The sequence below is a fragment of the Saccharomonospora piscinae genome (genome assembly GCF_005862235.1).
GTDB classification, from domain to species: Bacteria; Actinomycetota; Actinomycetes; order Mycobacteriales; family Pseudonocardiaceae; genus Saccharomonospora; species Saccharomonospora piscinae.
On the sequence record NZ_VCEK01000003.1, the window covers coordinates 35,067 to 56,335 of the forward strand.

Consider the following 21,269-nt stretch of genomic DNA (forward strand, 5'->3'; position numbering starts at 1 on the left):
CCTGGCCGAGGACGTGTCCTGACTACCGGAGGACCACACTCAAATGGCCAAACTGATTGCGTTCGACGAGGACGCCCGCCGCGGTCTTGAGCGCGGCCTGAACACCCTCGCCGAGGCCGTCAAGGTGACGCTTGGCCCCCGTGGCCGCAACGTCGTGCTCGAGAAGAAGTGGGGCGCGCCGACGATCACCAACGACGGTGTCTCGATCGCGAAGGAGATCGAGCTCGAGGACCCGTGGGAGAAGATCGGGGCCGAACTCGTCAAGGAAGTCGCGAAGAAGACCGACGACGTCGCCGGTGACGGCACCACCACCGCCACCGTGCTCGCGCAGGCTCTCGTCAAGGAAGGGCTGCGCAACGTCGCAGCCGGTGCCGACCCGATCGCGCTGAAGCGCGGCATCGAGCAGGCCGTCGAGGCTGTCACCGAGCAGCTGCACAAGATGGCCAAGGAGGTCGAGACCAAGGAGCAGATCGCCGCCACGGCGTCCATCTCCGCGGCCGACAAGACCATCGGTGAGCTGATCGCCGAGGCGCTCGACAAGGTCGGCAAGGAAGGCGTCGTCACCGTCGAGGAGAGCAACACCTTCGGGCTTGAGCTGGAGCTCACCGAGGGCATGCGCTTCGACAAGGGCTACGTCTCCGGCTACTTCGCCACCGACCCGGAGCGGCAGGAAGCCGTGCTCGAGGACCCGTACGTCCTGCTGTACGGCTCCAAGATCTCGAACGTCAAGGACCTGCTCCCGCTGCTGGAGAAGGTCATGCAGGCCAACAAGCCCCTGCTGATCATCTCCGAGGACGTCGAGGGCGAGGCCCTGGCCACCCTGGTCGTCAACAAGATCCGTGGCACCTTCAAGTCCGTTGCCGTCAAGGCGCCGGGCTTCGGTGACCGCCGCAAGGCGATGCTGCAGGACATGGCCATCCTCACGGGTGGTCAGGTCATCAGCGAGGACGTGGGCCTCAAGCTGGAGAACGCCGACATCTCGCTGCTGGGCAAGGCCCGCAAGGTCGTCGTCACCAAGGACGAGACCACCATCGTCGAGGGCGCGGGCGACGCCGACCAGATCCAGGGCCGGGTCAACCAGATCCGTGCCGAGATCGAGAACAGCGACTCGGACTACGACCGGGAGAAGCTGCAGGAGCGCCTGGCCAAGCTGGCCGGCGGTGTCGCGGTCATCAAGGCCGGTGCCGCCACCGAGGTCGAGCTGAAGGAGCGCAAGCACCGCATCGAGGACGCGGTGCGCAACGCCAAGGCCGCCGTCGAGGAGGGCATCGTCGCCGGTGGTGGCGTGGCTCTGCTCCAGGCAGCCGAGGCCGCCTTCGGCAGCCTCAAGCTCGTGGGCGACGAGTCGACCGGCGCCAACATCGTCAAGGTCGCCGTCGAGGGCCCCCTCAAGCAGATCGCCATCAACAGCGGTCTCGAGGGCGGCGTCGTGGTGGAGAAGGTCAAGGGCCTGCCGCAGGGCCACGGCCTCAACGCCGCGACCGGCGAGTACGAGGACCTGCTCGCGGCGGGCGTGCCCGACCCGACCAAGGTCACGCGCTCGGCGCTGCAGAACGCCGCTTCCATCGCGGGCCTGTTCCTGACCACGGAGGCCGTGGTCGCGGACAAGCCGGAGAAGAACAACGGTGGCGGCGCCGACCCCACCGGCGGCATGGGTGGCATGGAAGGCATGATGTGATTTCCGCCCTCTAGCCACAGAGGTATGACGAGGCCCGGTTCCCGATCAGGGGACCGGGCCTCGTCGTGTCCGCAGCCTGTGTAGCTGTGTCCGCAGCCTGTGTAGTCGTGTCCGCAGCCTGTGTAGCTGTGTCCGCAGCCTGTGTAGTCGTGTCCGCAGGTTGTGTAGTCGTGTCCGCAGGTTGTGTAGCCGTGTTCGCACTGTGGGTAGCAGCCAACGTCGTACGTTCGGGCCTTTCGCTGTCCTAACGAACTTTCTTACGCTCCGTGTCGCTACTCTGACCGGGAGGTAGACATGGGCAGAAGATCCGCAACACGCCGCCGAGCTTCGGTGCTGGCGTCCGCCGTCGCAGTCACGTTGGCCGCTGTGCCCGCGTACGCGCAGCCGACGCAGTCCACCGACGAGGCCGGCCGAGCCGACGGGGCCGATGCCGTCGCGCTCCTGCGTGTGCCGACGCCGACCGCCGCGGAGGCGAACCGGCTCGTCGCCACGGGCGCCGACGTGGCACCCGCGCCCGGCGACGGCTATCTGGAGGTCTACGCGCACGGCCCAGAGGACCGGCGCGCCCTCGAAAACTCCGGGTTCCACTACGACGTCGTGATTCGCGACCTCGCCGCGCACACCCGCACGGTGCTCGCCGAGGACGAGGCGCGAGCCCGCACCGCCTCGGCGTCGCCGTTGCCCAGCGGCCGCAACACCTACCGAACCCTCGCCGACTACGGCACCGAGATGGACCGGCTCGCCACCGCGAACCCCGACTTGGTCCGCCCGATCACGTTGCCCCACCGGTCACTGCTGGGCAAGGAGGTGCGGGGCCTGGAAATCGCGCGCGACGTGGCCGACGGCGACGGCAGGCCCGTGTTCCTGCTCGTCGGTACACATCACGCACGGGAGTGGCCGACGGCCGAGATGGTGATGGAGTTCGCCCACGACCTGGTGGAGCACGACGGCACCGATCCGCGCGTCACCGGTCTGCTGGAGCGGGCGCGGATCATCCTAGTGCCGATCGTGAACGTGGACGGCTACGACCTCTCCCGGAGTTACCTGCAGGAGTACAAGCGCAAGAACTGCCGGGTGGTCGACGGCGACGACGAGATCACTCCCGGCGAGTGCGCCGACCCGGCCCACGAGCGGCTCGGTGTGGACCTCAACCGCAACTACGGAGTGAACTGGGGAGGGCGGGGGGCGAGCCCCGATCCGGAGAGTGGCACCTACCGGGGTGCGAGCCCGTTCTCCGAGCCCGAAGTACGCAACGTGCGCCATCTGGTGTCCACCCACCAGGTGACGTCGCTGCAGAGCGTGCACAACTACGGCGGGCTCGTGCTGCGACCGCCGCAGCAGTCGGACACGCCGTTGACGGCGGACGAGGAGCGCTATGCCGACATCGGCGACGCGCTCGGTGACGCCACGGGCTACGACAGCATCCCGTCGTACCAGCTCTACGACACGAGCGGCTCCACCGGCGAGTGGAGCTACTTCACGACCGGCGGTTTCGGCTTCGAGTTCGAGCTGGAGGGCGGCAACTTCCATGTCGCGTACCAGGAAGGCGTCGTCGACCAGTACCTCGGCATCGGCACGCAGGACCACGCCGACGGCGGGGTGCGGGAAGGGTTGTTGCGCCAGTTCGAGGCGGCGGCGGACCGCGAGAATCACTCCGTGCTGGACGTGTCGGCACCCCGCGGGGCGACGTTGACGGTCGAGAAGACCTTCACCCAGCGAACGGCTCCGGTGCGGCAGCCGGACGGCGGAGTGGGCGAGCCGATCCCGTTCACCAGCGAACTGACGTCCACGATGACCGCCCCGGGCGGCGCCGTGGAGTGGAGTGTGAACCCGTCGGTGCGGCCTGCCAGGGACGGCGGCACCATCACCGAGAGCTGGACCGTGCGCTGCGAGCGGCCTCGCGGTGCGGCCTGGCAGGAAGTGGACGTCACTGTCGCACGCGGTGAGCGCGCCGAGGTCGACCTGCGGCGTTGCGCGGGCGGTCCGGGACGGTAGGACCGGCTACGGGAGCTGCGGACACGACTACGGGAGCTGCGGACACGGCTACGGGGCCTGCGGACACGGCTACACAGGCTGCGGACACGGTCGTTTCGGGGGGACGGGCGGCCGGGTAGCCCATTCGTGATCCCGACAGTAGAAGGAGTGATGAGGGTGGCGGACACACTCACCGGTCGTCGAGTCGCGTTCGTGGTGGCGCCCGAGGGTACCGAGCAGGTCGAGCTGACCGAACCCTGGAAGGCGGTCGAGCAGGCTGGCGGAAGGCCGGAGCTGATCTCCACCCGGTCGGGCCGCGTCCAGGCGTTCAACCACCTGGACAAGGCGGACACGTTCGAGGTCGACAAGGCCGTGACCGAGGCGTCGGTGGACGATTACGACGGGCTGGTGTTGCCCGGCGGCGTCGCCAACCCGGACCTGCTGCGCACCGACGAGAACGCCGTGCGCTTCATCGGCGAGTTCTTCTCGCAGCGCAAGCCGGTCGCGGTGATCTGCCACGGCCCGTGGTCGCTGATCGAGGCGAACGTGGTGCGGGGCCGGAGGATGACCTCCTGGCCCAGTCTCCAGACCGATCTCCGCAACGCCGGCGCGGAGTGGGTCGACGAAGAGGTCGTGGTGGACGGCGGGCTGGTGTCCAGCCGGAAGCCGGACGATCTGCCCGCGTTCTGCTCGAAGCTGGTCGAGGAGATCGCGGAGGGCAAGCACAGCAGGCAGGCCGCGAGCGCCTGAGTTCAGGCACCCGGCGGCGCGGGATTCTGGCCGAGTTTGCGGGCCAGGGTCATCGCGTCGCCGGGTGCTTTCGCGTGGACGTCGTTGTCGAAGTACACGAAGACGTCGTGCCCTGCGTCGCGCCAGCGGGTGATGGTGGCGGCCCAGCGTGCGAGCGCCTTGTCGCTGTAGCCGCTGGCGTAGAGTTCCACGTCGCCGTGCAGGCGCACGTAGACGAAATCGGTGGTCACGTCGTCCAGGTAGGGCCAGGTGCCCGCGGTGTCGGCGACGACGAGTGCGACACCGTGCCGTCGCAGCAGTGCGGTGGCGCGGCCGTCGGCGAAGCTGGGGTGACGTACTTCGAGGGCGTGGCGCAGCGGCCGGTCGGTCTCGCTGGTGGTGTGGGCCTCGAAGGTGAGCTTGTCGTCGTGGCGGCGGGCCAGCGCGGCGGCCTCGCCGGTGGTGCGGGGCAGCAGCGAGCAGAACGTGGTGAGCCGGTCGGCGTCGTAGGGCAGGCGGGCCGGTAGTTGCCAGAGCACCGGGCCGAGCGCGTCGCCGAGAGCGAGCACACCGGAGGCGAAGAAGTTGGCCAGTGCCGTCTCCACGCCGCGCAGCTGCTTGAGGTGGGTGATGTAGCGCCCGCCCTTGACAGCGAAGCGGAAGCCGGGCGGCGTCGCGTCCCGCCATCTCCGGTACCGCTCGGGGCGTTGCAGCGAGTAGAACGATCCGTTGATCTCGACCGAGTTCACGCGGCGGGAGAGGTACTCCAGCTCGCGCCGGTGCGGCAGGCCCGGCGGGTAGAACACGCCACGCCAGGCCGGGTAGTCCCAGCCCGACGTGCCGATCCGCAGCTGCGGGCCACCGGCCGGAATGCGCGCACCTCCGTCCTACAGCGGGCGAAGCAGGTCGTCGGCGTCGACGATGTGGTAGGCGTAGCCCTGCTCGGCGAGGAAACGCTGCCGGTGGGCCGCGTACTCGGTGTCCACCGTGTCGCGGGACACGACGGAGTAGAAGTGCGCCTGCCGCCCGTCGCCCTTGGGCCGCAGCAGCCTGCCGAGCCGCTGCGCTTCCTCCTGGCGCGATCCGAACGTGCCCGACACCTGGATGGCCACCGACGCCTCGGGCAGGTCGATGGAGAAGTTCGCGACCTTCGACACCACCAGCTTGTCGATCTCGCCCCGGCGGAAGGCGTCGAACAGGGCTTCCCGCTCCTTGTTCTTCGTCGAACCCTGCACCACCGGCGCGTCGAGTTCCCTGCCCAGCTCCTCCAGCTGGTCGAGGTAGGCGCCGATCACGAGGGTGGGCTCGCCGGCGTGCCGGTCGACGATCGACGAGATGACGCCGAGTTTCGTGTGGGCGGTGGAGGCCATGCGGTAGCGCTCCTCGTTCTCGGCGGTGGCGTAGCCGAGGCGCTCGGCCTCGGTCAGCGTGACGCGCACCTCCACACACTCCGCCGGAGCGATCCAGCCCTGGGCCTCGATGTCACGCCAGGGCACGTCGTAGCGCTTGGGGCCGATGAGCGAGAAGACGTCGGCCTCGCGGCCGTCCTCCCGTACCAGCGTCGCCGTGAGCCCGAGCCGCCTGCGCGACTGGAGATCGGCGGTCATGCGGAACACCGGCGCGGGCAGCAGGTGCACCTCGTCGTAGATGACGAGCCCCCAGTCGCGGGAGTCGAACAGCTCCAGGTGCCGGTACTCGCCCTTGCTGCGGCGGGTGATCACCTGATAGGTCGCGATCGTGACCGGCCGGATCTCCTTCTTCTCGCCGGAGTACTCGCCGATCTCGTCCTCGGTGAGCGAGGTGCGCTCGATGAGTTCGCGCTTCCACTGCCTGCCCGCGACGGTGTTGGTCACCAGGATCAGGGTCGTGGCCTCGGCCTGTGCCATCGCCGCGGCGCCGACGAGGGTCTTGCCCGCGCCGCAGGGGAGCACGACCACCCCGGAGCCGCCCGCCCAGAACGCCTCGGTGGCCCGGCGCTGGTAGTCGCGCAGTGCCCAGCCGCTCTCGTCCAGTGACATGGGGTGGGACTCGCCGTCGACGTAGCCCGCGAGGTCCTCGGCTGGCCAGCCGACCTTGACGAGTGCCTGCTTGAGCCGTCCCCGCTCGGAGGGGTGGACGACGACCGTGTCGGGATCGATCCGCGCGCCGAGCATCGGATTGATCTTCTTGTGGCGCAGGATCTCCTCCAGCACCGCGCGGTCGGTGGTGGACATCACCAGACCGTGCGCGGGGTGGTGGTGAATCTGCAGCCGCCCGAACCGGCCCATCGTGTCGACGATGTCGATGAGCAGCGGTTGCGGCACGGGAAAGCGCGAGTAGGTGGTGAGCGCGTCGACCACCTGTTCGGCGTCGTGCCCCGCCGCGCGGGCGTTCCACAGCGCCAGCGGCGTCACCCGGTAGGTGTGAACGTGTTCGGGGGCGCGTTCCAGTTCGGCGAAGGGGGCGATGGCGATGCGTGCGTCGTCGGCGAGGTCGTGGTCGACCTCGAGCAGCACCGTCTTGTCCGACTGGACGATCAGGGGGCCATCAGTCACGCCCTCCTTTATACGTGCCAGGCTCAGGAGATTTCCCGTTCCGGCACGAGCGAGGTCACGTCGAGTCGCTGGGAGAGTAGCCCCGAGCCGTGCATGAGATCCGCGACCCGCTGCAGCCGCTCGGGGTTGGCGGCCTGCGGGTAGGTGCCGAGCGAGACGAGCGACGCCGTGACGTCGTCCACACTGCCGACGCTGCCGGCGCCGCCCGCGCCGGGCAGTCCCCGGCGCAGGGCGCCGGTGTCGGTACCGCGTTGTTGGGCGCGGGCCAGCAGTTCCCGGAACAGGTCGAGGGTGCGCGGATTCCGGGACGCGAAATCCGTTGTCGCGGCGTAGGCCGACATGGGGAAGTCCTCGGTGGCGCCGTGGGCGCAGTCCGCCAGCACCGTGGCGCCGTGGTCTTTCTGCGCGCGGGTGATGTGCGGTTCCGTCAACCACGCCGCGTCCACCCGTTGTTCGCGCAACGCGGTGACCATTCCGTCGAACGGAACCACCACGAAATCGATCGCTTGCGGATCGACTCCCGCCGCGCGCAGCACGGACCGTGCCGTGAGTGAGCCGAGACCGCGGCGGTCGGGGACCGCGATGCGGGGCGCGTCGAGCGCGCCGAGGTCGGTGTAGGCGGAGTCGGGCAGGGTGACGAGCGCCATCGAGTCGGTGCCCGCGACGTGCGCCTCACCCTGGATCCGCAGCGGAGTGCCGTCGGCGACGGCGGAGAACAGCTCCACGCCGTCGGCGAACACGACGTCGACCTCGGCCTCGGTGAGCTGGGCCATCGGTTCGTCTTCCGGCGCCAGCTCGACCAGTTCCACCCGCAGGCCGCCCCGCCGGAACAGGCCGTCGGCGACGGCGAGGCGCAGGGGCGCGGTCTCCACTACGTTGCCGACACCGACGCGCAGCGTCTGCCGCTCCGGCGGCGGCGCGCCGCGTTCCGCCGATTCAGTGAAAATCGAACACGCCCCGAGTGTCATCACGACAGCGAGGACGAAAAGCACACGGGCGTGAGTTCGCACCGACCGCCTCCAAGATCACAGGGCGAAATTCAAGACAATGTGTGGAGCCTCGGCCGCTCGAAGCAATACCATCGCTTCGCAACCCTTCTCCGGCCACGGGCGTCCTCCGGATTGTGGTGGGGTGACGCTACCCTCCTGATGATTTCCGAAGCGTAAGACCCGGTTGCGGACGACCAAAGGATGCCCAGGTGACTCGTCGCGGTAAGCGTCCCGCCCCGGACGACGCGCCAGCGGCAGGGCATGTCGGGGGCCGGTGGCGCATCCGCAACTGGCGGTTGCGCACCAAACTGCTGGCGATGCTGCTCATCCCCGCCGTGGCGGTGCTGGTCCTGGTCGCGTTGCGGGCCACCGACGACCTCGACCGCGCGGCGGGGTTCTCGGCGAGTGCCGAGCGCCTGCGGGTCGAGGCCACGGTCGCCGAGGCGGTACACCAGCTCCAGCGGGAGCGCGACCTCACCGTGCGATACGTCGCGGGCGGCAGGCGGGGCTCGATCGACGAACTCCGCGAGCAACGCGCGCGGGTGGACGACGCCGTCGGCACGTTCTCCGCGACGGTGAGCAGTTCCCGGCACGCGCTGTCGCCCGACGCGCTCGCCGCGTTCGACCGCATCGGCGACGAACTCGACATGCTCACGGGCCTGCGGTACGCGGGGGAGAACACGGCACTGCCCGCGGCGGCGGTCCTGCGCTCGTACAGCGAGCTCGTCACCGGGGTGCTCGACGTCGGCGATCAGTTCGTGGCTCACGCCGTGGACGACGAGCTGGCCAGCAGCAGGCTGGCCGCGAACGCGCTCGCCAGGGTGAAGGACCGCATGTCGGTGCGGCGAGCCGTGGTGGCGCACGCGCTGGCGGAGGGCAGGCTCGGCGAGGACACCGAGCGCGCACTGCTGGCCGCCGAGGCGCAGCTCGACGCGGCGAAGGACGACTTCTCGACGTTCGCCACGCCGCAGCAGCAGCGCATGTACACCGACACGGTGATCGGCCTCGTGGTGGACCTCGGTAACGGCATCGTCGAGGCCGTGCTCACCCGCGCCGAGAACGGCGGTGACCTCGACGGGCTGTCGGCGCAGGAGTGGGAGACGTCGGCCACCTACACGATCAATCTGGTCAAGCAGGTACAGGACGCCCTGCTGGGGCACCTTCAACAGCGGTCGGACGCGCTCGCCGCCGAGGCGCGGAGCTCGGCGGGCACCGACGCGGGTGTGGTGCTGGGTGCCCTGCTGATCGCGGCCATCCTCGCCGTCGTGATCACGCGATCGCTGCTGGGGCCGCTGAAGGCGTTGCGCAGCAGCGCACTCGACGTCGCGGAGCACAAGCTGCCCTCCGCGGTGGACGACATCCTCACCGAGGAACATCCCACCCCGGAACACACCTACACCCGCGCCGTCGAGCCCGTACCCGTCTACACCAGGGAGGAACTCGGCGAGGTGGCGCGGGCCTTCGACGCCGTCCATGGCGAGGCGGTGCGGCTGGCCGGTGAGCAGGCCATGCTGCGCGAGAACGTGAACTCGATGTTCGTGAACCTCTCGCGGCGGAGCCAGGATCTCGTCGAGCGCCAGCTGACCGTGCTCGACCGCATGGAGGAGCACGAGCAGGACCCCGACATCCTGGGCGGACTGTACGAACTCGACCATCTCGCCACCCGGATGCGCCGCAACAGCGAGAATCTGCTGGTGCTCGCGGGAGAGGACGCGGGACGGCCGCTGCCGGGTTCGGTGCCCGCTTCGGAGATCATCGGCGCGGCGCTCTCGGAGGTCGAGCACTACCAGCGCATCGCCGTGGAGGTGCCCCCGGCGCTGTCGGTCCGGGGCGACGTGGCTGCCGACGTCATCCACGTCATCGCGGAACTGTTCGAGAACGCCACGGCGTACTCGCCCGAACCGGTCTCGGTGGTCAGCTCGGTGACCCGGGAGCGGCAGTGGCGCATCGACATCACCGATCGGGGCGCCGGGATGCCCGAGACGGAGATCCGCAGGGCCAACGCGCGGATGGCGAACCCTCCCCGCGTCGACGTCGAGGTGTCCCGGCGCATGGGACTCTTCGTCGTCGGCAGGCTGGCGGCGCGCCACCACGTCCGCGTGCGGCTCAGCGAGGCCAGCCCGAGGGGACTGACCGCGTCGGTGCTGGTGCCCGCCGATCTCATCGAGCACGGCATCCCGGAGTCCATCCAGTTGCCCGCGCCCCGGCCGGACGCGGCCGAGCCCGAGCCTGCGCCGCACGTGACTGCTCCGGCCCCGGAGCAGCGGGAGCCGGAACCAGCGCCCGAGCCGCTGCCATCACCGGCGCCGATCGGCAGCGTCCTCGCCGGGGAAGCCGAGCCCGAGCCGCCGCCGAGGCGGACCACCGTGGAGCTGGGCGCCCAGCCCGCGTGGCCGACGGAGGACGACGACGAGGGACGCCCGCCCGCGCTGGAGGAGGAGGTCCCGACCGATCGCCTTCCCGCGTACCGGGACTTGCTGTCCAGATGGTTTCCCGACAGCGGCGAGCTCGACCCGTCGCAGGCGGACGGTCTGGACTGGGCCGCGAGCCCCGACCTCGCCGGACCGGCCGGCACCGATGCGGAGCGCACCGAGCCGATACCGGTGGCCCCCGCCGGGATCGCGTCGGCACTGGCGGACTCCGAGGCCGACACCGAGCCCACCGTGCATCCTCAGCGGCACGGGCCGGGCGATCGCCGCGGTGAGCGCCCGCCTCCGGTGAACCGATCACCCGAGGCGGTACGCGCGCGGATGGCGAGCCTGCAACAGGCCGTGCGGCGAGGCAGGCACGCCAGGGCCGACGAACCAAGTACGACGTGGCCGTGACCCGAGCGCGCCCGCCCCACCGTCAGTCGCCGCCGGAACCGGCCGTGGCTTTCGCGGGTGTCCCGCCGTGCAGCAGGCGGGCCACCTCGGCCCGCATCGACACGAACTCCGCCGACTCGCGCGTGCTGATCTGCTCGCGTTCCGCGGGCAGATCGACCGGCAGGTCCGCCACGATCGTCGCGGGGGACTTCGACAGCACCAGCACCCGGTCGCCGAGATAGACACTCTCGTCGATGTCGTGGGTGACCAACAGGACCGTGCTCCCGTTCTGGGTCTGCACCGTCCGCAGCAGGTCCTCCAGCTCGAACCGCGTCTGCGCGTCGACCGACGCGAACGGCTCGTCCATCAGCAACAGTGCCGGACGGCGCGCCAGCGCACGGGCGATCGACACCCGCTGCTGCATCCCGCCCGACAGTTGCCACGGGTACTTGTTGCCGACACCGGGCAGGTTGACCCATTCCAGGGCCTCCTCGGCGCGACTGCGGCGTTCCGCCTTGCTGATATCGCGCCAGCGCAGCGGGAACTCGACGTTCTGCCGCACCGTCAGCCACGGGAACAGCGACCGGCTGTAGTCCTGGAACACCACGGCCAGGTCCTCCGGAACCCCGTCCACCGGATCCCCGTGCAGCACGACCGCTCCACCCGAGGGCCTGATCAGCCCGGAGATGCAGCGCAGCATCGTCGACTTGCCGCAGCCGGACGGCCCGACGATGCACGAGAGCTGCCCGGTCTCCACGGTGAACGTCAGGTCGTTCACCGCGAGGTGCGCGCCGTCACCACCGCCGTAACGGTGGTAGAGGCCGGACACCTCCAGCATTGTTGACATGTCACGCTCCCGTCGTGTTGGCGTTCGCGGTGCCGTTCGCAGGTTGCCAGGCCAGCACCCTGCGCTCCACGGCGAGCAGCAGTGCGTTGAGGCCGTAGCCGAGCACTCCGAGCAGCACGATCCACGCCCACATCGTCGTGAACTCGAAACTCTGCTGCGCGTAGATGAGCTCGTAGCCGATGCCGTTGGTCGTGCCCACCATCTCCGCGATCACCATGAGGATCAGGGCCAGCGACAGGCTCAGCCGCAGCCCGGCGAAGATCTTGGGCATTGCCGCGGGCAGGACCACCATGGTGATCCAGTAGTGCCGGGGCGTGCGGAACGACCGCGCCGTCTCCTGCTGCAACGGCCCGACGGACCGAACCCCGTCCACCGTGTTCAGGATGATCGGCCAGATCGCGCCGAACACGATCACCACGACCTTCATCGTGTTGTCGATGCCGAACAGCACCATGAACACCGGGATCAGGGCGGGCGGCGGCACGGCACGCATGAACGCCAGCAACGGGCCCACGTAGTCCAACGCGACCTGCGAGCGCCCCAGAGCCGTTCCCAGTGCCACGCCGATCACCGCGGCGATCGACCAGCTTCCGAGCACCCGGCCGAGACTCGGCACCACGTCGTCGAACACCGTGTCGGCGAGGAACAACTGTGCTGCCGGACCCGAGAACCACGTGTCGACGGCGGCACCGACGATCTCCGTGGGACGCGGGAAGAAGGGGCTCTCCGCGGCCAGCGTGGCCAGCTCCCACACGACCACGAGCCCCACGGCCAGCGCCCACTTCAACAGGAGATTCTTGAAGACACCCACGGTCCTGCTCATGCCACCTCCGGTGCCCTGCGGGGCACCCGCACCCGGTCGGTTGTCATGAGCGCTTCGATCCTCGCTCATGCCACCTCCGGTGTCTTGCGGGGCACCCGCACCCGGTCGGTTGTCATGAGCGCTTCGATCCTCGCTCATGCCACCTCCGCCGTGGTCGCCTTGTGCCACCGGAACCACCTGTTCCCCAGCCGTTCCAGCCCCTCGTTCGCGAGGTAGCCGATCAGGCCGGCCACGACGGTTCCCGCCAGGACCAGATCGGTGCGGCCCGCGCCGTGCGCGGCCTGCAGGATGAAACCACCTATGCCGACGCTGGCACCCGCGATGAATTCCGTACTCACCACCACGATGAGGCTCACCGCGGCGGACATGCGAATACCGGTGAACACGAACGGGGCGGCATGCGGCAACGCCACGGTGGTGAGGATGCCGGTCTTGCCGACCCCGCACGAGCGCGCGGTGTCGATCAGCAGCGGATCGATCTCGTCGAAGGCGTAGATCGTGTTGTAGAGAATCGGCCACAACGCCGCGTACACCGCGAGCGTGATCTTCGCCTCAGGGCCGCCGCCGATCGTGACGAGCACCAGCGGGATCAGTGCCACCGACGGAATCGGCCGCAGGAACTCCACGATCGCCCGGGTCGCCACCCGGACGTGGGGAAAGCTCCCGAGGACCAGACCCAGGGGAATGGCGATCGCCGCGGCGATACCGAGCGCCAGCAACCACGCCAGCACGGTGGCGATCGTGTCGCGCAGGAACTCCTCCTGCCCGAACAGCTCCACGATCCTGCCGAGGACGACCGTCGCGGGTGGAATGTCCTCCTCGTTCACCACACCGAGCCTGACCACCAGTTCCCACAGCAGCAGGAAGGCGGCCAGGCCGGCGAGGTTTCGTACGACAGAACGCACGTCAGGTGGTGTCCGGGCGGGCGATCATGCCGTCGGCGTCGAGCTTCTCGTCGATCAGTCCGAACTCGACCATCAGATCGGGCACCCGCTGCAACCGGGAGGCGTCCAGGGTGGCGTGGAAGTTGGGCAGGTTCACCAGCGACGCGATGTCCGCGTCGATGCCGGCCGTCTCCTGGATGACGGGCTCGACGATCTCGCGGTCCTGGACGTCGTTGGTGGCCTTCTCCATGGCGCGCTGGAACGCCGCGACCGTCTTCGGGTTCTGCTCGACGGTCTCGGCCAGAGCGCCGTAGCCCGCGAGCGGGAAGTCCTCGGTCGGTCCCGTGGCGATGTCGGCGACCGTGGTCACCCCGTGCGCCTCGGCGCCCATCGTGATGAACGGTTCGATGAGCGTGCCCGCGGCCACGTCACCGTTCGCGACTCCGGCCGCGATGTCGGGGAACGACATCTGAACGAATTCGACGGACTCGTGGTCCAGCCCGTTGGCCTTCATGTAGGACATGACCATGGTGTCGGCGATGGTGCCGGTGGCCGACACGGCGATCTTCTTGCCCTCGAGGTCCTCGGGCTTGGTGACCGGGCCGTCCTTCTCCGCCACGAGCACGAACGTGTCCGGGGCGGCGGAGACCGCGTCGGACACGATCTTGATGTCGGCGGTGCCCTTGGCGTGCGCCGCCATGAACGGGACGTAGCTCGACTGCACGAAGTCGGCGTCGCCACCCAGCATCTTCTGCGTCGCGGCCTGGCCACTGGCCGCCTGCTCGATCGTGACGTCGAGCCCCTCGTCGTCGAAGTAGCCCTGGCTCTCGGCGTAGTACAGCGGAGCCACGTCGATGGAGGGCAGGTGCGCCACCGTGATGGCGGACTTTTCGACCGAGCCGTCACCACCCTGCGACTCGGCGGCCTCGTCCTCGCCGCTCAGCAGCCCGCAGCCGCTGACGGAGACGACGAGTCCTGCCGACAGAACCATGCCGGCAAGGCGCGAACGTCTGGATTTTCCTCTCGTGGTGCCGTGGTGAAGCAATGCCACTCCCTCAGTGAGGTATCGATGCCCGGTTAGGTGATGTGCCGACTGTGTGCGACGCCCTCCCGAGTCGCCCAGCGGCCAGGGCTACTGTAGAGATTTGACGGCCTACTCACAATGTGTGCGTGTCCGCAATCTGTGGGTGGTTCAAGTCCACTCGAACGGGCGGTAGCGAGTGTGGTCTAATTAACTCTGGGTTTACCGGTGGGCACAGATGTTCGATTCCCGCGATGATCAACGCACGGTGAACGGTGGGTGTTGATCGACGGTGAGGGTTACATCCTTCCGGGGTGTTCGCTACATTCTGTGTCTCAACTGGGGCAACGAAACGTCGAAGTAGTGACGGGCGGATGACTGTTTGGTGGAATCCAGGCCGATCGGGCTGGTCACGTCGCTGCGTCGGTGTCGTCATCGCTCATGTGAGGATTGACCCATCTGGGTGCTCCCCGGCATGCTCTCGCTGCCTGGCCGCCGCAGAGGTGACAGGTGGTCGTGAATGCGTGTGCGGAGCGTAACAAGTGCTCGGCCAGGACGCCGGCTTCGGATCCGGCTCGGACAACGATGGTGGTAAAGCGGTGCCCAAGAACGAGACCGCGGACGAGGAGGGGCTGGGCCGTGCGCGCGACGAGGCCCAGAACCACGACGAACAGCAGGACCCGGCGCGCGAGGAGGGTGCGGCCGGCACTGCGGGAGCGGACTCCGAGGACACGACCTCACGCTGGAGACTGAGCAACTGGCCGCTGCGCTACAAGCTCGCCGTCGTCCTCATCATCCCGCTGGTGACGGCGCTGGTCTTCGGCAGCCTCCGCGCCGTGTCGGAGCTGGGTGACGCCGCCGAGTTCAACGAGACCGTGGCTCAGGTCGAGGTGTCGCAGCAGACCACCACGCTGGTCCACGAACTCCAGCGCGAGCGGACGCTGATGGCCACGCGGATGTCGTCCGACTGGATCGACGACGCGGCCGTCAACCAGCAGACGGCCGCGGTGGACGCCGAGGTGAGCCGCCTGCGGGAGATGATCGCGGAGCGTGATCTCGGGGACGAGGGGATCCAGCGCACCTACGAACGCTCCCTGCAGCGCCTCGACGCGCTCGGCCCGCTCCGCGACAAGATCGACAACACGGACTTTCCCGAGCTGACGGCCTACACCATCTACAACTCCGTGCTGGACCCGCTGATCAACCTCGGGCGCACGGTGAACCTGTCGGTGACCGACCGGGACCTCCTGCGGCGTGGCACCACGGTGCAGGCGATCACGGAGGCCAAGGAGTACACCGCCCGGCAGAACGCGAGTCTGCAGATCGCGGCGGGAAACCATGCCTTCGTCGCCGACCTGCTGGACCGGTCGATGGCCGCCCAGGCGAGCGCGCAGGCCGCGGTGGACACCTTCAACGCGAACGCGACCTTGGGCGAGCAGCAGCGCTACAGCGACACCGTGGCGGGCGCCGAGGTCGACAACCGCGAACGGCTCGTCACGACCGCCTACTCCGCTGTGGACTCCCCCGGCGGCCTCCAGGTCAGTTCGCGGCAGCTGTCCACCGACGGTGGCGCGACGGCGGACATGATGCGCCAGGTCGAAAGTGAACTCCTGGACGAGCTGCGTACCGAGGCCGAAACGCTGGCGGGGCAGGCGAGTCAGGCCGCGTGGGTCTTCTTCGGACTGATGATCGCCACTCTGATCGCCACGGTGGCGCTCACCCTGATCGTGGCGAGGGCGCTGACCCGTCCACTGCGGACACTGCGGTCCAGTGCGTTGGAGGTCGCCTACGTCAGGTTGCCGGAGACGGTGCGGCGCATCCTCGCCGACCCGAACCCGATGGAGGCCTCGCGCGACGCGGTCGTCCCGGTGCCCGTCCACACCCGCGAGGAGATCGGCGAAGTCGCGCGGTCGTTCGACGTCGTCCACGAGCGGGCCATCCGCCTCGCCGCCGAGCAGGCGCTGCTGCGCGAGAACGTCAACGGCATCTTCGTCAACCTCTCGCGCCGCAGCCAGCGGCTCGTGGAACGCCAGCTCGGGGTCATCGACCGGCTGGAGTCCGACGAGCAGGACCCCGACCAGCTCGCGAGCCTGTTCGAACTGGACCACCTCGCGACCCGCCTGCGCCGCAACGGTGAGAGCCTGCTGGTGCTCTCGGGCGCCGGGCTCACCAAGACGATGTCCAAGCCGGTGCCCGCAGGCGACGTCATCGGTGCCGCGGTGTCGGAGATCGAGCAGTACGCCCGGGTGGAGCTCGGCGCGATCCCCGACGTGGCCGTCCACGGCAGGGCGGTCCACGACCTCGTGCACCTGCTGGCCGAACTGCTGGACAACGCGACCTACTTCTCCGAGCCGGAGACACGGATCAGCGTGCGTGCGGTGGTCACCCGCCGGACGTCGCTCGCCGTGCAGATCACCGACCGCGGTGTCGGGATGTCCGACGTGCAGCTTTCCGAGGCGAACGAGCGGCTCGCCGACCCGCCCGACCTCGACGTCTCCGTGACCCGCCGCATGGGTTTGTACGTGGTCGCGCGCCTGGCCAAGCGGCACGGCATCGAGGTGCGGCTGCGCGAGAACGAGGACATCGAGGGTGGCGTGATCGCCAGGGTCGTGGTGCCCAGCGATCTGCTCACCCACAACGCCTCGCGCCCGTCCGCGTCGGCCACGCAGTCCGGACCGTCGTTCTCGGCGGGGGAGAGCGGGACCGAGGCGTCGCTGCCGAGCGGGAACCAGCAGCCCGGCCTGCCGCCGCTGCCCGCGCCGCGCAAGCCGTCGGTGGACCGGACCACTCCGCCACCCGCGCCGCCCGCCCCGCCGGCACCACCCGCTCCGACTCCGCCACCGGCACCACCGGCGCCCGAACCCTGGCAGAACCAGGGCAACTCGGGGGCACCGGCCGAGGCTTCGGGTGCCTCGGGTGACCATGTCGAGAACGGGCTCCGGCCCCTCGACCAGCCGATCAGCCTCGACGACCTCGTCGGGGGCCCGGGCAAGGCGGCGGGCCCGTTCATGAGCCCGGCGCCGCCGGAGCCGCAGACCGAGCTGCCCCGGCGGGTGCCCGGACCCGGCACAGCGGAACCACCCGCGCGGCCCGAGCGGTCACAGGTACATGCGGAACCGGAGGAACCCCAGTGGCCGGTGGAGTCGCCCGACGGCGACGTCAGCGACCGCCACGGCGACGAGGTGTCGCCGAACGAGGAGACTCGCACCGTGCCGGTGGACCCCCGCCTCGGCGGTCCGTCGGGCGGCGGCGACGGGAGCGCGCTGGAGGACGATGTACCCACCAGGAGACTGCCGATCTACCAGTCAGTGCTGTCGCGGTGGTTCGCGGAGGACGACGCCGCCGAGCCCGCGACACCCGACGCCGAGCCCGCGGGTGAGGCATGGGGTGCCAGCCCCGGTGCGGTGGCCGAGGCGGCCGGCTCGGAGCCCGAGGCCGGACACCGGGCGGGTGCGGCGATGAACGGCCACGCCGACGACGGCGAGGCCACCCGCACGGATCTTCGGAGCGCCTCCGAACCCGTCCCGGAGGGCACGCCCGACGCGGAATGGCACAGTGTCTCCGACACCGGATGGCAGGCCGCGCACGCGTTGCTGGAGGACAAGCACGAGGAAACGACGCCCGCCGGTCTGCCCAAGCGGGTGCCCAACGCATACTTGGTGCCCGGTTCGGTCTCCCAGAGCCAGGGCAACGCGTTCGCCGACACCACGTCCGGCGAACCGGGACGGAGTGCCGTTGCCAGGTCGGCCGACGCGGCGCGCAACCGGATGAAGAGTTTCCAGCGTGGTTACCAGAGCGGTCGCCATGCGCTCAAGGAGCCGTCGGCCCAGAGTGAGCAGTTCGACCAGACGGGCAACGACACCCGTCACAACGGGGCGAAGGAGTAGCAGTTGACACGCGCGGGTTCAGCGCAGCCACCGGGTGCGCCGAAGCAGGGCAACTCCGGCCAGCAAGGCAGCTTCGCTTGGCTCATCACCGACTTCGTCCACCGGGTTCCCGGTGCGGCGCACGCCGTCGTCGTCTCGGCCGACGGGCTGCTGCTCGCGGCGTCGCGCGGGTTGCCCAAGGACAGGGCCGACCAGCTCGCCGCGGTGGCGTCCGGTCTGACCAGCCTCGCGCGGGGTGCCGCGCAGGTGTTCGAGGGCGGCCCCGTGGCGCAGACGGTGGTCGAGATGGCCAACGGCTTCCTGTTCCTCATGTCGGTGTCCGACGGGTCCTGCCTGGCGGTACTCGGCGCACCGGACAGCGACATCGGCCTCGTCGTCTACGAGATGACGTTGCTGGTCGACCGGGTGGGGCAGCAGATGACACCGGAGCTGCGGGCGCAGCTCCAGGGTTCCCGCCGGTGAAACGTAGTCCGGTGACAGATCGCAGTTCGGCGAGAGAACACTGAGGAGACTGCCGTGGATTCCGGGCACTCACGAGGTGATCGACGGCTCGACAGAGACCGCGCGGCAGGGCGCTGGGGCGGCGAGCCCTCGGACGAGGCGTACCGCGAACGCGGACGCCATGCCTCGCGTCGGGTCGACGACCCTCTCGACACAGGTGAATGGTTGCGCTCCGGCGGTCTCGACTCACCGGGGCCGTCCGAGTTCGACGTCTCCGACTACGACCGCTCACTGCTGTCGGGGCCGGGAGCCGAGCTGTACGGCATGGGCGGCGGTGGTTTCTCCGGCGCGGAGGGCGCGCAGGGGTCAGCCCCCGACCCGTACGGCGGCTACGACCCGTACGGCGGTTACGACGGCGGTCCGGCCTCGGGGGAGTTCACCCCGTCTCCGGTGCCCCGGCACCGCAGGGAGCCCGAGCCCGAGCCGGTGGAGGAGTCCTCGGGGCTCGTGCGGCCGTACTTCCGCACCAAGGGCCGGACGAAACCGGACTACGACCTGGCCATCGAGGCGCTGATCTCGACGAGCGAGCGGGGCAGGCGGCTGGAGAAGGTGCGCGTGCCCGAACACAGGTCTATCTGCGGTATGTGCCTCGACACCAGATCGGTCGCCGAGGTGGCCGCTCTGCTGCGGATGCCCCTCGGCGTCGTGCGGGTCCTCGTTGGTGACGTTGCCGGTCTCGGGCTCGTGCTCGTGCACACCGCGTCCTCCTCCATGGTGGGAGACCGGCCCAGTATCGAGTTCATGGAAAGGGTTCTCAGTGGGCTTCGGAGAATTTGACACCTCCGCCGCCGCGCCGGCGACGTCAGGCCCGACCCAGTCGGCCAAGATCGTCGTCGCCGGTGGTTTCGGTGTCGGGAAGACGACGCTCGTGGGCGCGGTGTCGGAGATCGACCCGCTGACCACCGAGGCGTCCATGACCGAGGCGAGTGTCTCCGTCGACGACCTGACGCAGACGCCGAACAAGGCGACCACCACGGTGGCGATGGACTTCGGGCGGATCACGCTCGACTCGGATCTGGTCCTCTACGTCTTCGGCACGCCGGGGCAGCACCGGTTCTGGTTCATGTGGGACGACCTCGCCCACGGCGCGATCGGCGCCGTGGTGATGATCGATACCAGGCGCCTCGCGGACGCCTTCCCCTCGATCGACTTCTTCGAGAACCGGAAGCTGCCCTACGTCGTGGCGATCAACTGCTTCGACCGGTTGCTGCATCACCAGATCGAGGACGTGCGCCACGCCCTCACGATCTCGCCGTCGGTGCCGATCATGGCGTGCGACGCGCGGGACCGCGACTCGGCGAAGCAGGTGCTGATCTCCATCGTGCAGCACGCCATCGCGCACGACACCGCGCTCCGCGCGGGCTGAGAACCTCGGCAGGCGGAGCCCGGCGTTGGGCCACCGGCGTGATTCGGCCCGGCGGTCGGGGGATTTGACCTCGACAGGATTGACCTGACTAATAGTCTTGCCGCGACAGCGTGCGGGAGGCTAGGAGGGACAGTGACCGCATCAGCCCAGCAGGGCAGCTTCGGCTGGCTGGTCACCGATTTCGTGCGCCGGGTTCCGGGGGCGGCGCACGCGGTGGTCGTGTCGGCCGACGGGCTTCTGCTCGCGAGCTCGCAGGGGTTGCCCACGGAACGGGCCGAGCAACTGTCCGCCGTGGCGTCGGGCCTCGTGTCCCTCACCCACGGCGCCGCGAAGTGCTTCGACGGCGGCACGGTGAACCAGACCGTGGTCGAGATGGAGCACGGTTACCTCTTCCTCATGTCGATCAGCGACGGCTCCTGCCTCGCCGTGCTCGCCGCTCCCTCGGCGGACATCGGGACGGTGGCGTACGAGATGACGCTGCTCGTCGACCGGGTCGGCCAGCAGCTCACCCCCGAGCTGCGGGCCCAGCTCCAGGGCGGCGGCCGTGGCTGACGAGCCGGACGAGTGGGCCGCCCTCAACGCGCCGAGCGATCGCGAGGGCGTCGACCTGCCGAGCAGGTTCGACCTGAGCAGCGTCTCCGGCGTGACCCAGCTGGCGAAGCGAGTGCGCCAGCAGTCGCCGCCGCCCGCCCACCCCGGACCCGTGGGGCGGGCGCCCGCGGGGCACGGGGCGCCGCGACCGGGACCGGGCGCGCAACCGGCGCCCGCCCCGCCGCGCACGGCGCCCGCGCCACCGCACTTCACCCATCGGTCGCTGGTGCGGCCCTACGCGCGTACGGGTGGTCGTACCCGCCCCGCGAAGGAGCTGGCGCTGGAGGCGCTGGTCGTCACCACCGACAGCGGTCGCCGCTACGAGGGAGTGGCCTCGCCGGAACAGCGCTTCATCTGCGACCTGTGTGTGGACGTGCACTCGGTCGCCGAGATCGCGGCGTTCGCCCGGCTGCCGCTCGGTGTGGTGAAGGTGCTGGTCGACGACCTGTCCGAGACCCGGGCGGTGGACATCCGGCGGCCGGGCTTCGTGCTCGCCGACCGCGACTCCCACGACTTCATGGAACGCATTTTGGACGGCCTCCGAGCCCTCTGACACCGTGTCCGCAGCCCACGTAGCCGTGTCCGCAGGCTGCGTAGTCGTGTCCGCAGCTCGCGTAGCCGTGTCCGCGGTTCGCGTCGCT

General features: G+C 69.6%; 17 protein-coding genes. 10 read left to right on the plus strand and 7 right to left on the minus strand.

Annotation, left to right across the window (positions count from 1 at the left end; genetic code table 11):
• Positions 1–43: 43 nt before the first annotated feature.
• From groL to FFT09_RS11400, 3 genes are all read left to right on the plus strand, one after another.
• Positions 44–1,678 carry a chaperonin GroEL gene (gene groL / locus FFT09_RS11390; RefSeq protein ID WP_081191755.1) on the plus strand — a complete coding sequence of 545 codons (1,635 nt, stop codon included), beginning with the start codon at positions 44–46 and terminating at the stop codon, positions 1,676–1,678.
• Between the two features lie 366 nt (positions 1,679–2,044).
• Entirely contained in the window at positions 2,045–3,673 is a 1,629-nt protein-coding gene (locus FFT09_RS11395) for a M14 family zinc carboxypeptidase (protein WP_244231326.1), read from the plus strand.
• Positions 3,674–3,823: 150 nt separating this feature from the next.
• Entirely contained in the window at positions 3,824–4,402 is a 579-nt protein-coding gene (locus FFT09_RS11400) for a type 1 glutamine amidotransferase domain-containing protein (protein ID WP_138382660.1), read from the plus strand.
• A gap of 2 nt (positions 4,403–4,404) precedes the next feature.
• Here FFT09_RS11400 and FFT09_RS11405 read toward each other — a convergent pair whose 3' ends face one another.
• The 3 genes from FFT09_RS11405 to FFT09_RS11415 form a co-directional block, all read right to left on the minus strand.
• Positions 4,405–5,187, minus strand: a complete 783-nt coding sequence (locus tag FFT09_RS11405; RefSeq protein WP_138382661.1) for a DUF72 domain-containing protein — start codon at positions 5,185–5,187, stop codon at positions 4,405–4,407.
• An 81-nt stretch (positions 5,188–5,268) separates the two neighbouring features.
• On the minus strand, positions 5,269–6,915 hold the full coding sequence (locus tag FFT09_RS11410) for a DNA repair helicase XPB (RefSeq protein WP_081191751.1): 1,647 nt from the start codon (positions 6,913–6,915) through the stop codon (positions 5,269–5,271).
• A gap of 23 nt (positions 6,916–6,938) precedes the next feature.
• On the minus strand, positions 6,939–7,925 hold the full coding sequence (locus tag FFT09_RS11415) for an ABC transporter substrate-binding protein (RefSeq protein ID WP_176218263.1): 987 nt from the start codon (positions 7,923–7,925) through the stop codon (positions 6,939–6,941).
• 188 nt (positions 7,926–8,113) lie between these two features.
• Here FFT09_RS11415 and FFT09_RS11420 point away from each other — a divergent pair, with 188 nt between their 5' ends.
• Complete coding sequence (locus FFT09_RS11420; RefSeq protein WP_138382662.1) at positions 8,114–10,729, plus strand: sensor histidine kinase; 2,616 nt, start codon at positions 8,114–8,116, stop codon at positions 10,727–10,729.
• 22 nt (positions 10,730–10,751) lie between these two features.
• Here FFT09_RS11420 and FFT09_RS11425 read toward each other — a convergent pair whose 3' ends face one another.
• From FFT09_RS11425 to FFT09_RS11440, 4 genes are all read right to left on the minus strand, one after another.
• The gene (locus FFT09_RS11425; protein ID WP_138382663.1) at positions 10,752–11,555 is read right to left on the minus strand and encodes an ABC transporter ATP-binding protein; all 804 of its coding nucleotides are present in this window, start codon (positions 11,553–11,555) and stop codon (positions 10,752–10,754) included.
• Between the two features lies 1 nt (position 11,556).
• A complete protein-coding gene (locus FFT09_RS11430; RefSeq protein WP_138382664.1) occupies positions 11,557–12,378 on the minus strand; it encodes an ABC transporter permease in 822 nt (273 codons plus the stop codon).
• Between the two features lie 134 nt (positions 12,379–12,512).
• Positions 12,513–13,283 (minus strand): ABC transporter permease, encoded by a 771-nt coding sequence (locus FFT09_RS11435; RefSeq protein WP_081191746.1) that lies wholly within the window; start codon positions 13,281–13,283, stop codon positions 12,513–12,515.
• Position 13,284: 1 nt separating this feature from the next.
• Complete coding sequence (locus FFT09_RS11440) at positions 13,285–14,307, minus strand: ABC transporter substrate-binding protein (RefSeq protein WP_081191745.1); 1,023 nt, start codon at positions 14,305–14,307, stop codon at positions 13,285–13,287.
• Positions 14,308–14,882: 575 nt separating this feature from the next.
• Here FFT09_RS11440 and FFT09_RS11445 point away from each other — a divergent pair.
• The 6 genes from FFT09_RS11445 to FFT09_RS11470 all read left to right on the plus strand — a co-directional run bounded on the left by FFT09_RS11445 (position 14,883) and on the right by FFT09_RS11470 (position 21,181).
• Entirely contained in the window at positions 14,883–18,170 is a 3,288-nt protein-coding gene (locus tag FFT09_RS11445; protein WP_138382665.1) for a nitrate- and nitrite sensing domain-containing protein, read from the plus strand.
• 3 nt (positions 18,171–18,173) lie between these two features.
• On the plus strand, positions 18,174–18,632 hold the full coding sequence (locus FFT09_RS11450; RefSeq protein WP_024875250.1) for a roadblock/LC7 domain-containing protein: 459 nt from the start codon (positions 18,174–18,176) through the stop codon (positions 18,630–18,632).
• Positions 18,633–18,686: 54 nt separating this feature from the next.
• The gene (locus FFT09_RS11455; protein WP_081191744.1) at positions 18,687–19,448 is read left to right on the plus strand and encodes a DUF742 domain-containing protein; all 762 of its coding nucleotides are present in this window, start codon (positions 18,687–18,689) and stop codon (positions 19,446–19,448) included.
• Complete coding sequence (locus tag FFT09_RS11460; RefSeq protein ID WP_024875248.1) at positions 19,429–20,037, plus strand: GTP-binding protein; 609 nt, start codon at positions 19,429–19,431, stop codon at positions 20,035–20,037. The genes FFT09_RS11455 and FFT09_RS11460 overlap by 20 nt, the downstream gene beginning before the upstream one ends.
• A gap of 132 nt (positions 20,038–20,169) precedes the next feature.
• Positions 20,170–20,589: a roadblock/LC7 domain-containing protein gene (locus tag FFT09_RS11465; RefSeq protein ID WP_024875247.1), complete on the plus strand. Its 420-nt coding sequence runs from the start codon at positions 20,170–20,172 to the stop codon at positions 20,587–20,589.
• Entirely contained in the window at positions 20,582–21,181 is a 600-nt protein-coding gene (locus FFT09_RS11470) for a DUF742 domain-containing protein (RefSeq protein WP_081191743.1), read from the plus strand. The genes FFT09_RS11465 and FFT09_RS11470 overlap by 8 nt, the downstream gene beginning before the upstream one ends.
• Positions 21,182–21,269: the final 88 nt, after the last annotated feature.

What these genes read in the sequence shown, in the direction of transcription:
- groL (WP_081191755.1), top strand. Translation starts at nt 44, where the DNA reads ATGGCCAAACTGATTGCGTTCGACGAGGACGCCCGCCGCGGTCTTGAG.
- FFT09_RS11430 (WP_138382664.1), bottom strand. Translation starts at nt 12,378, where the DNA reads ATGAGCAGGACCGTGGGTGTCTTCAAGAATCTCCTGTTGAAGTGGGCG.
- FFT09_RS11425 (WP_138382663.1), bottom strand. Translation starts at nt 11,555, where the DNA reads ATGTCAACAATGCTGGAGGTGTCCGGCCTCTACCACCGTTACGGCGGT.
- FFT09_RS11400 (WP_138382660.1), top strand. Translation starts at nt 3,824, where the DNA reads ATGAGGGTGGCGGACACACTCACCGGTCGTCGAGTCGCGTTCGTGGTG.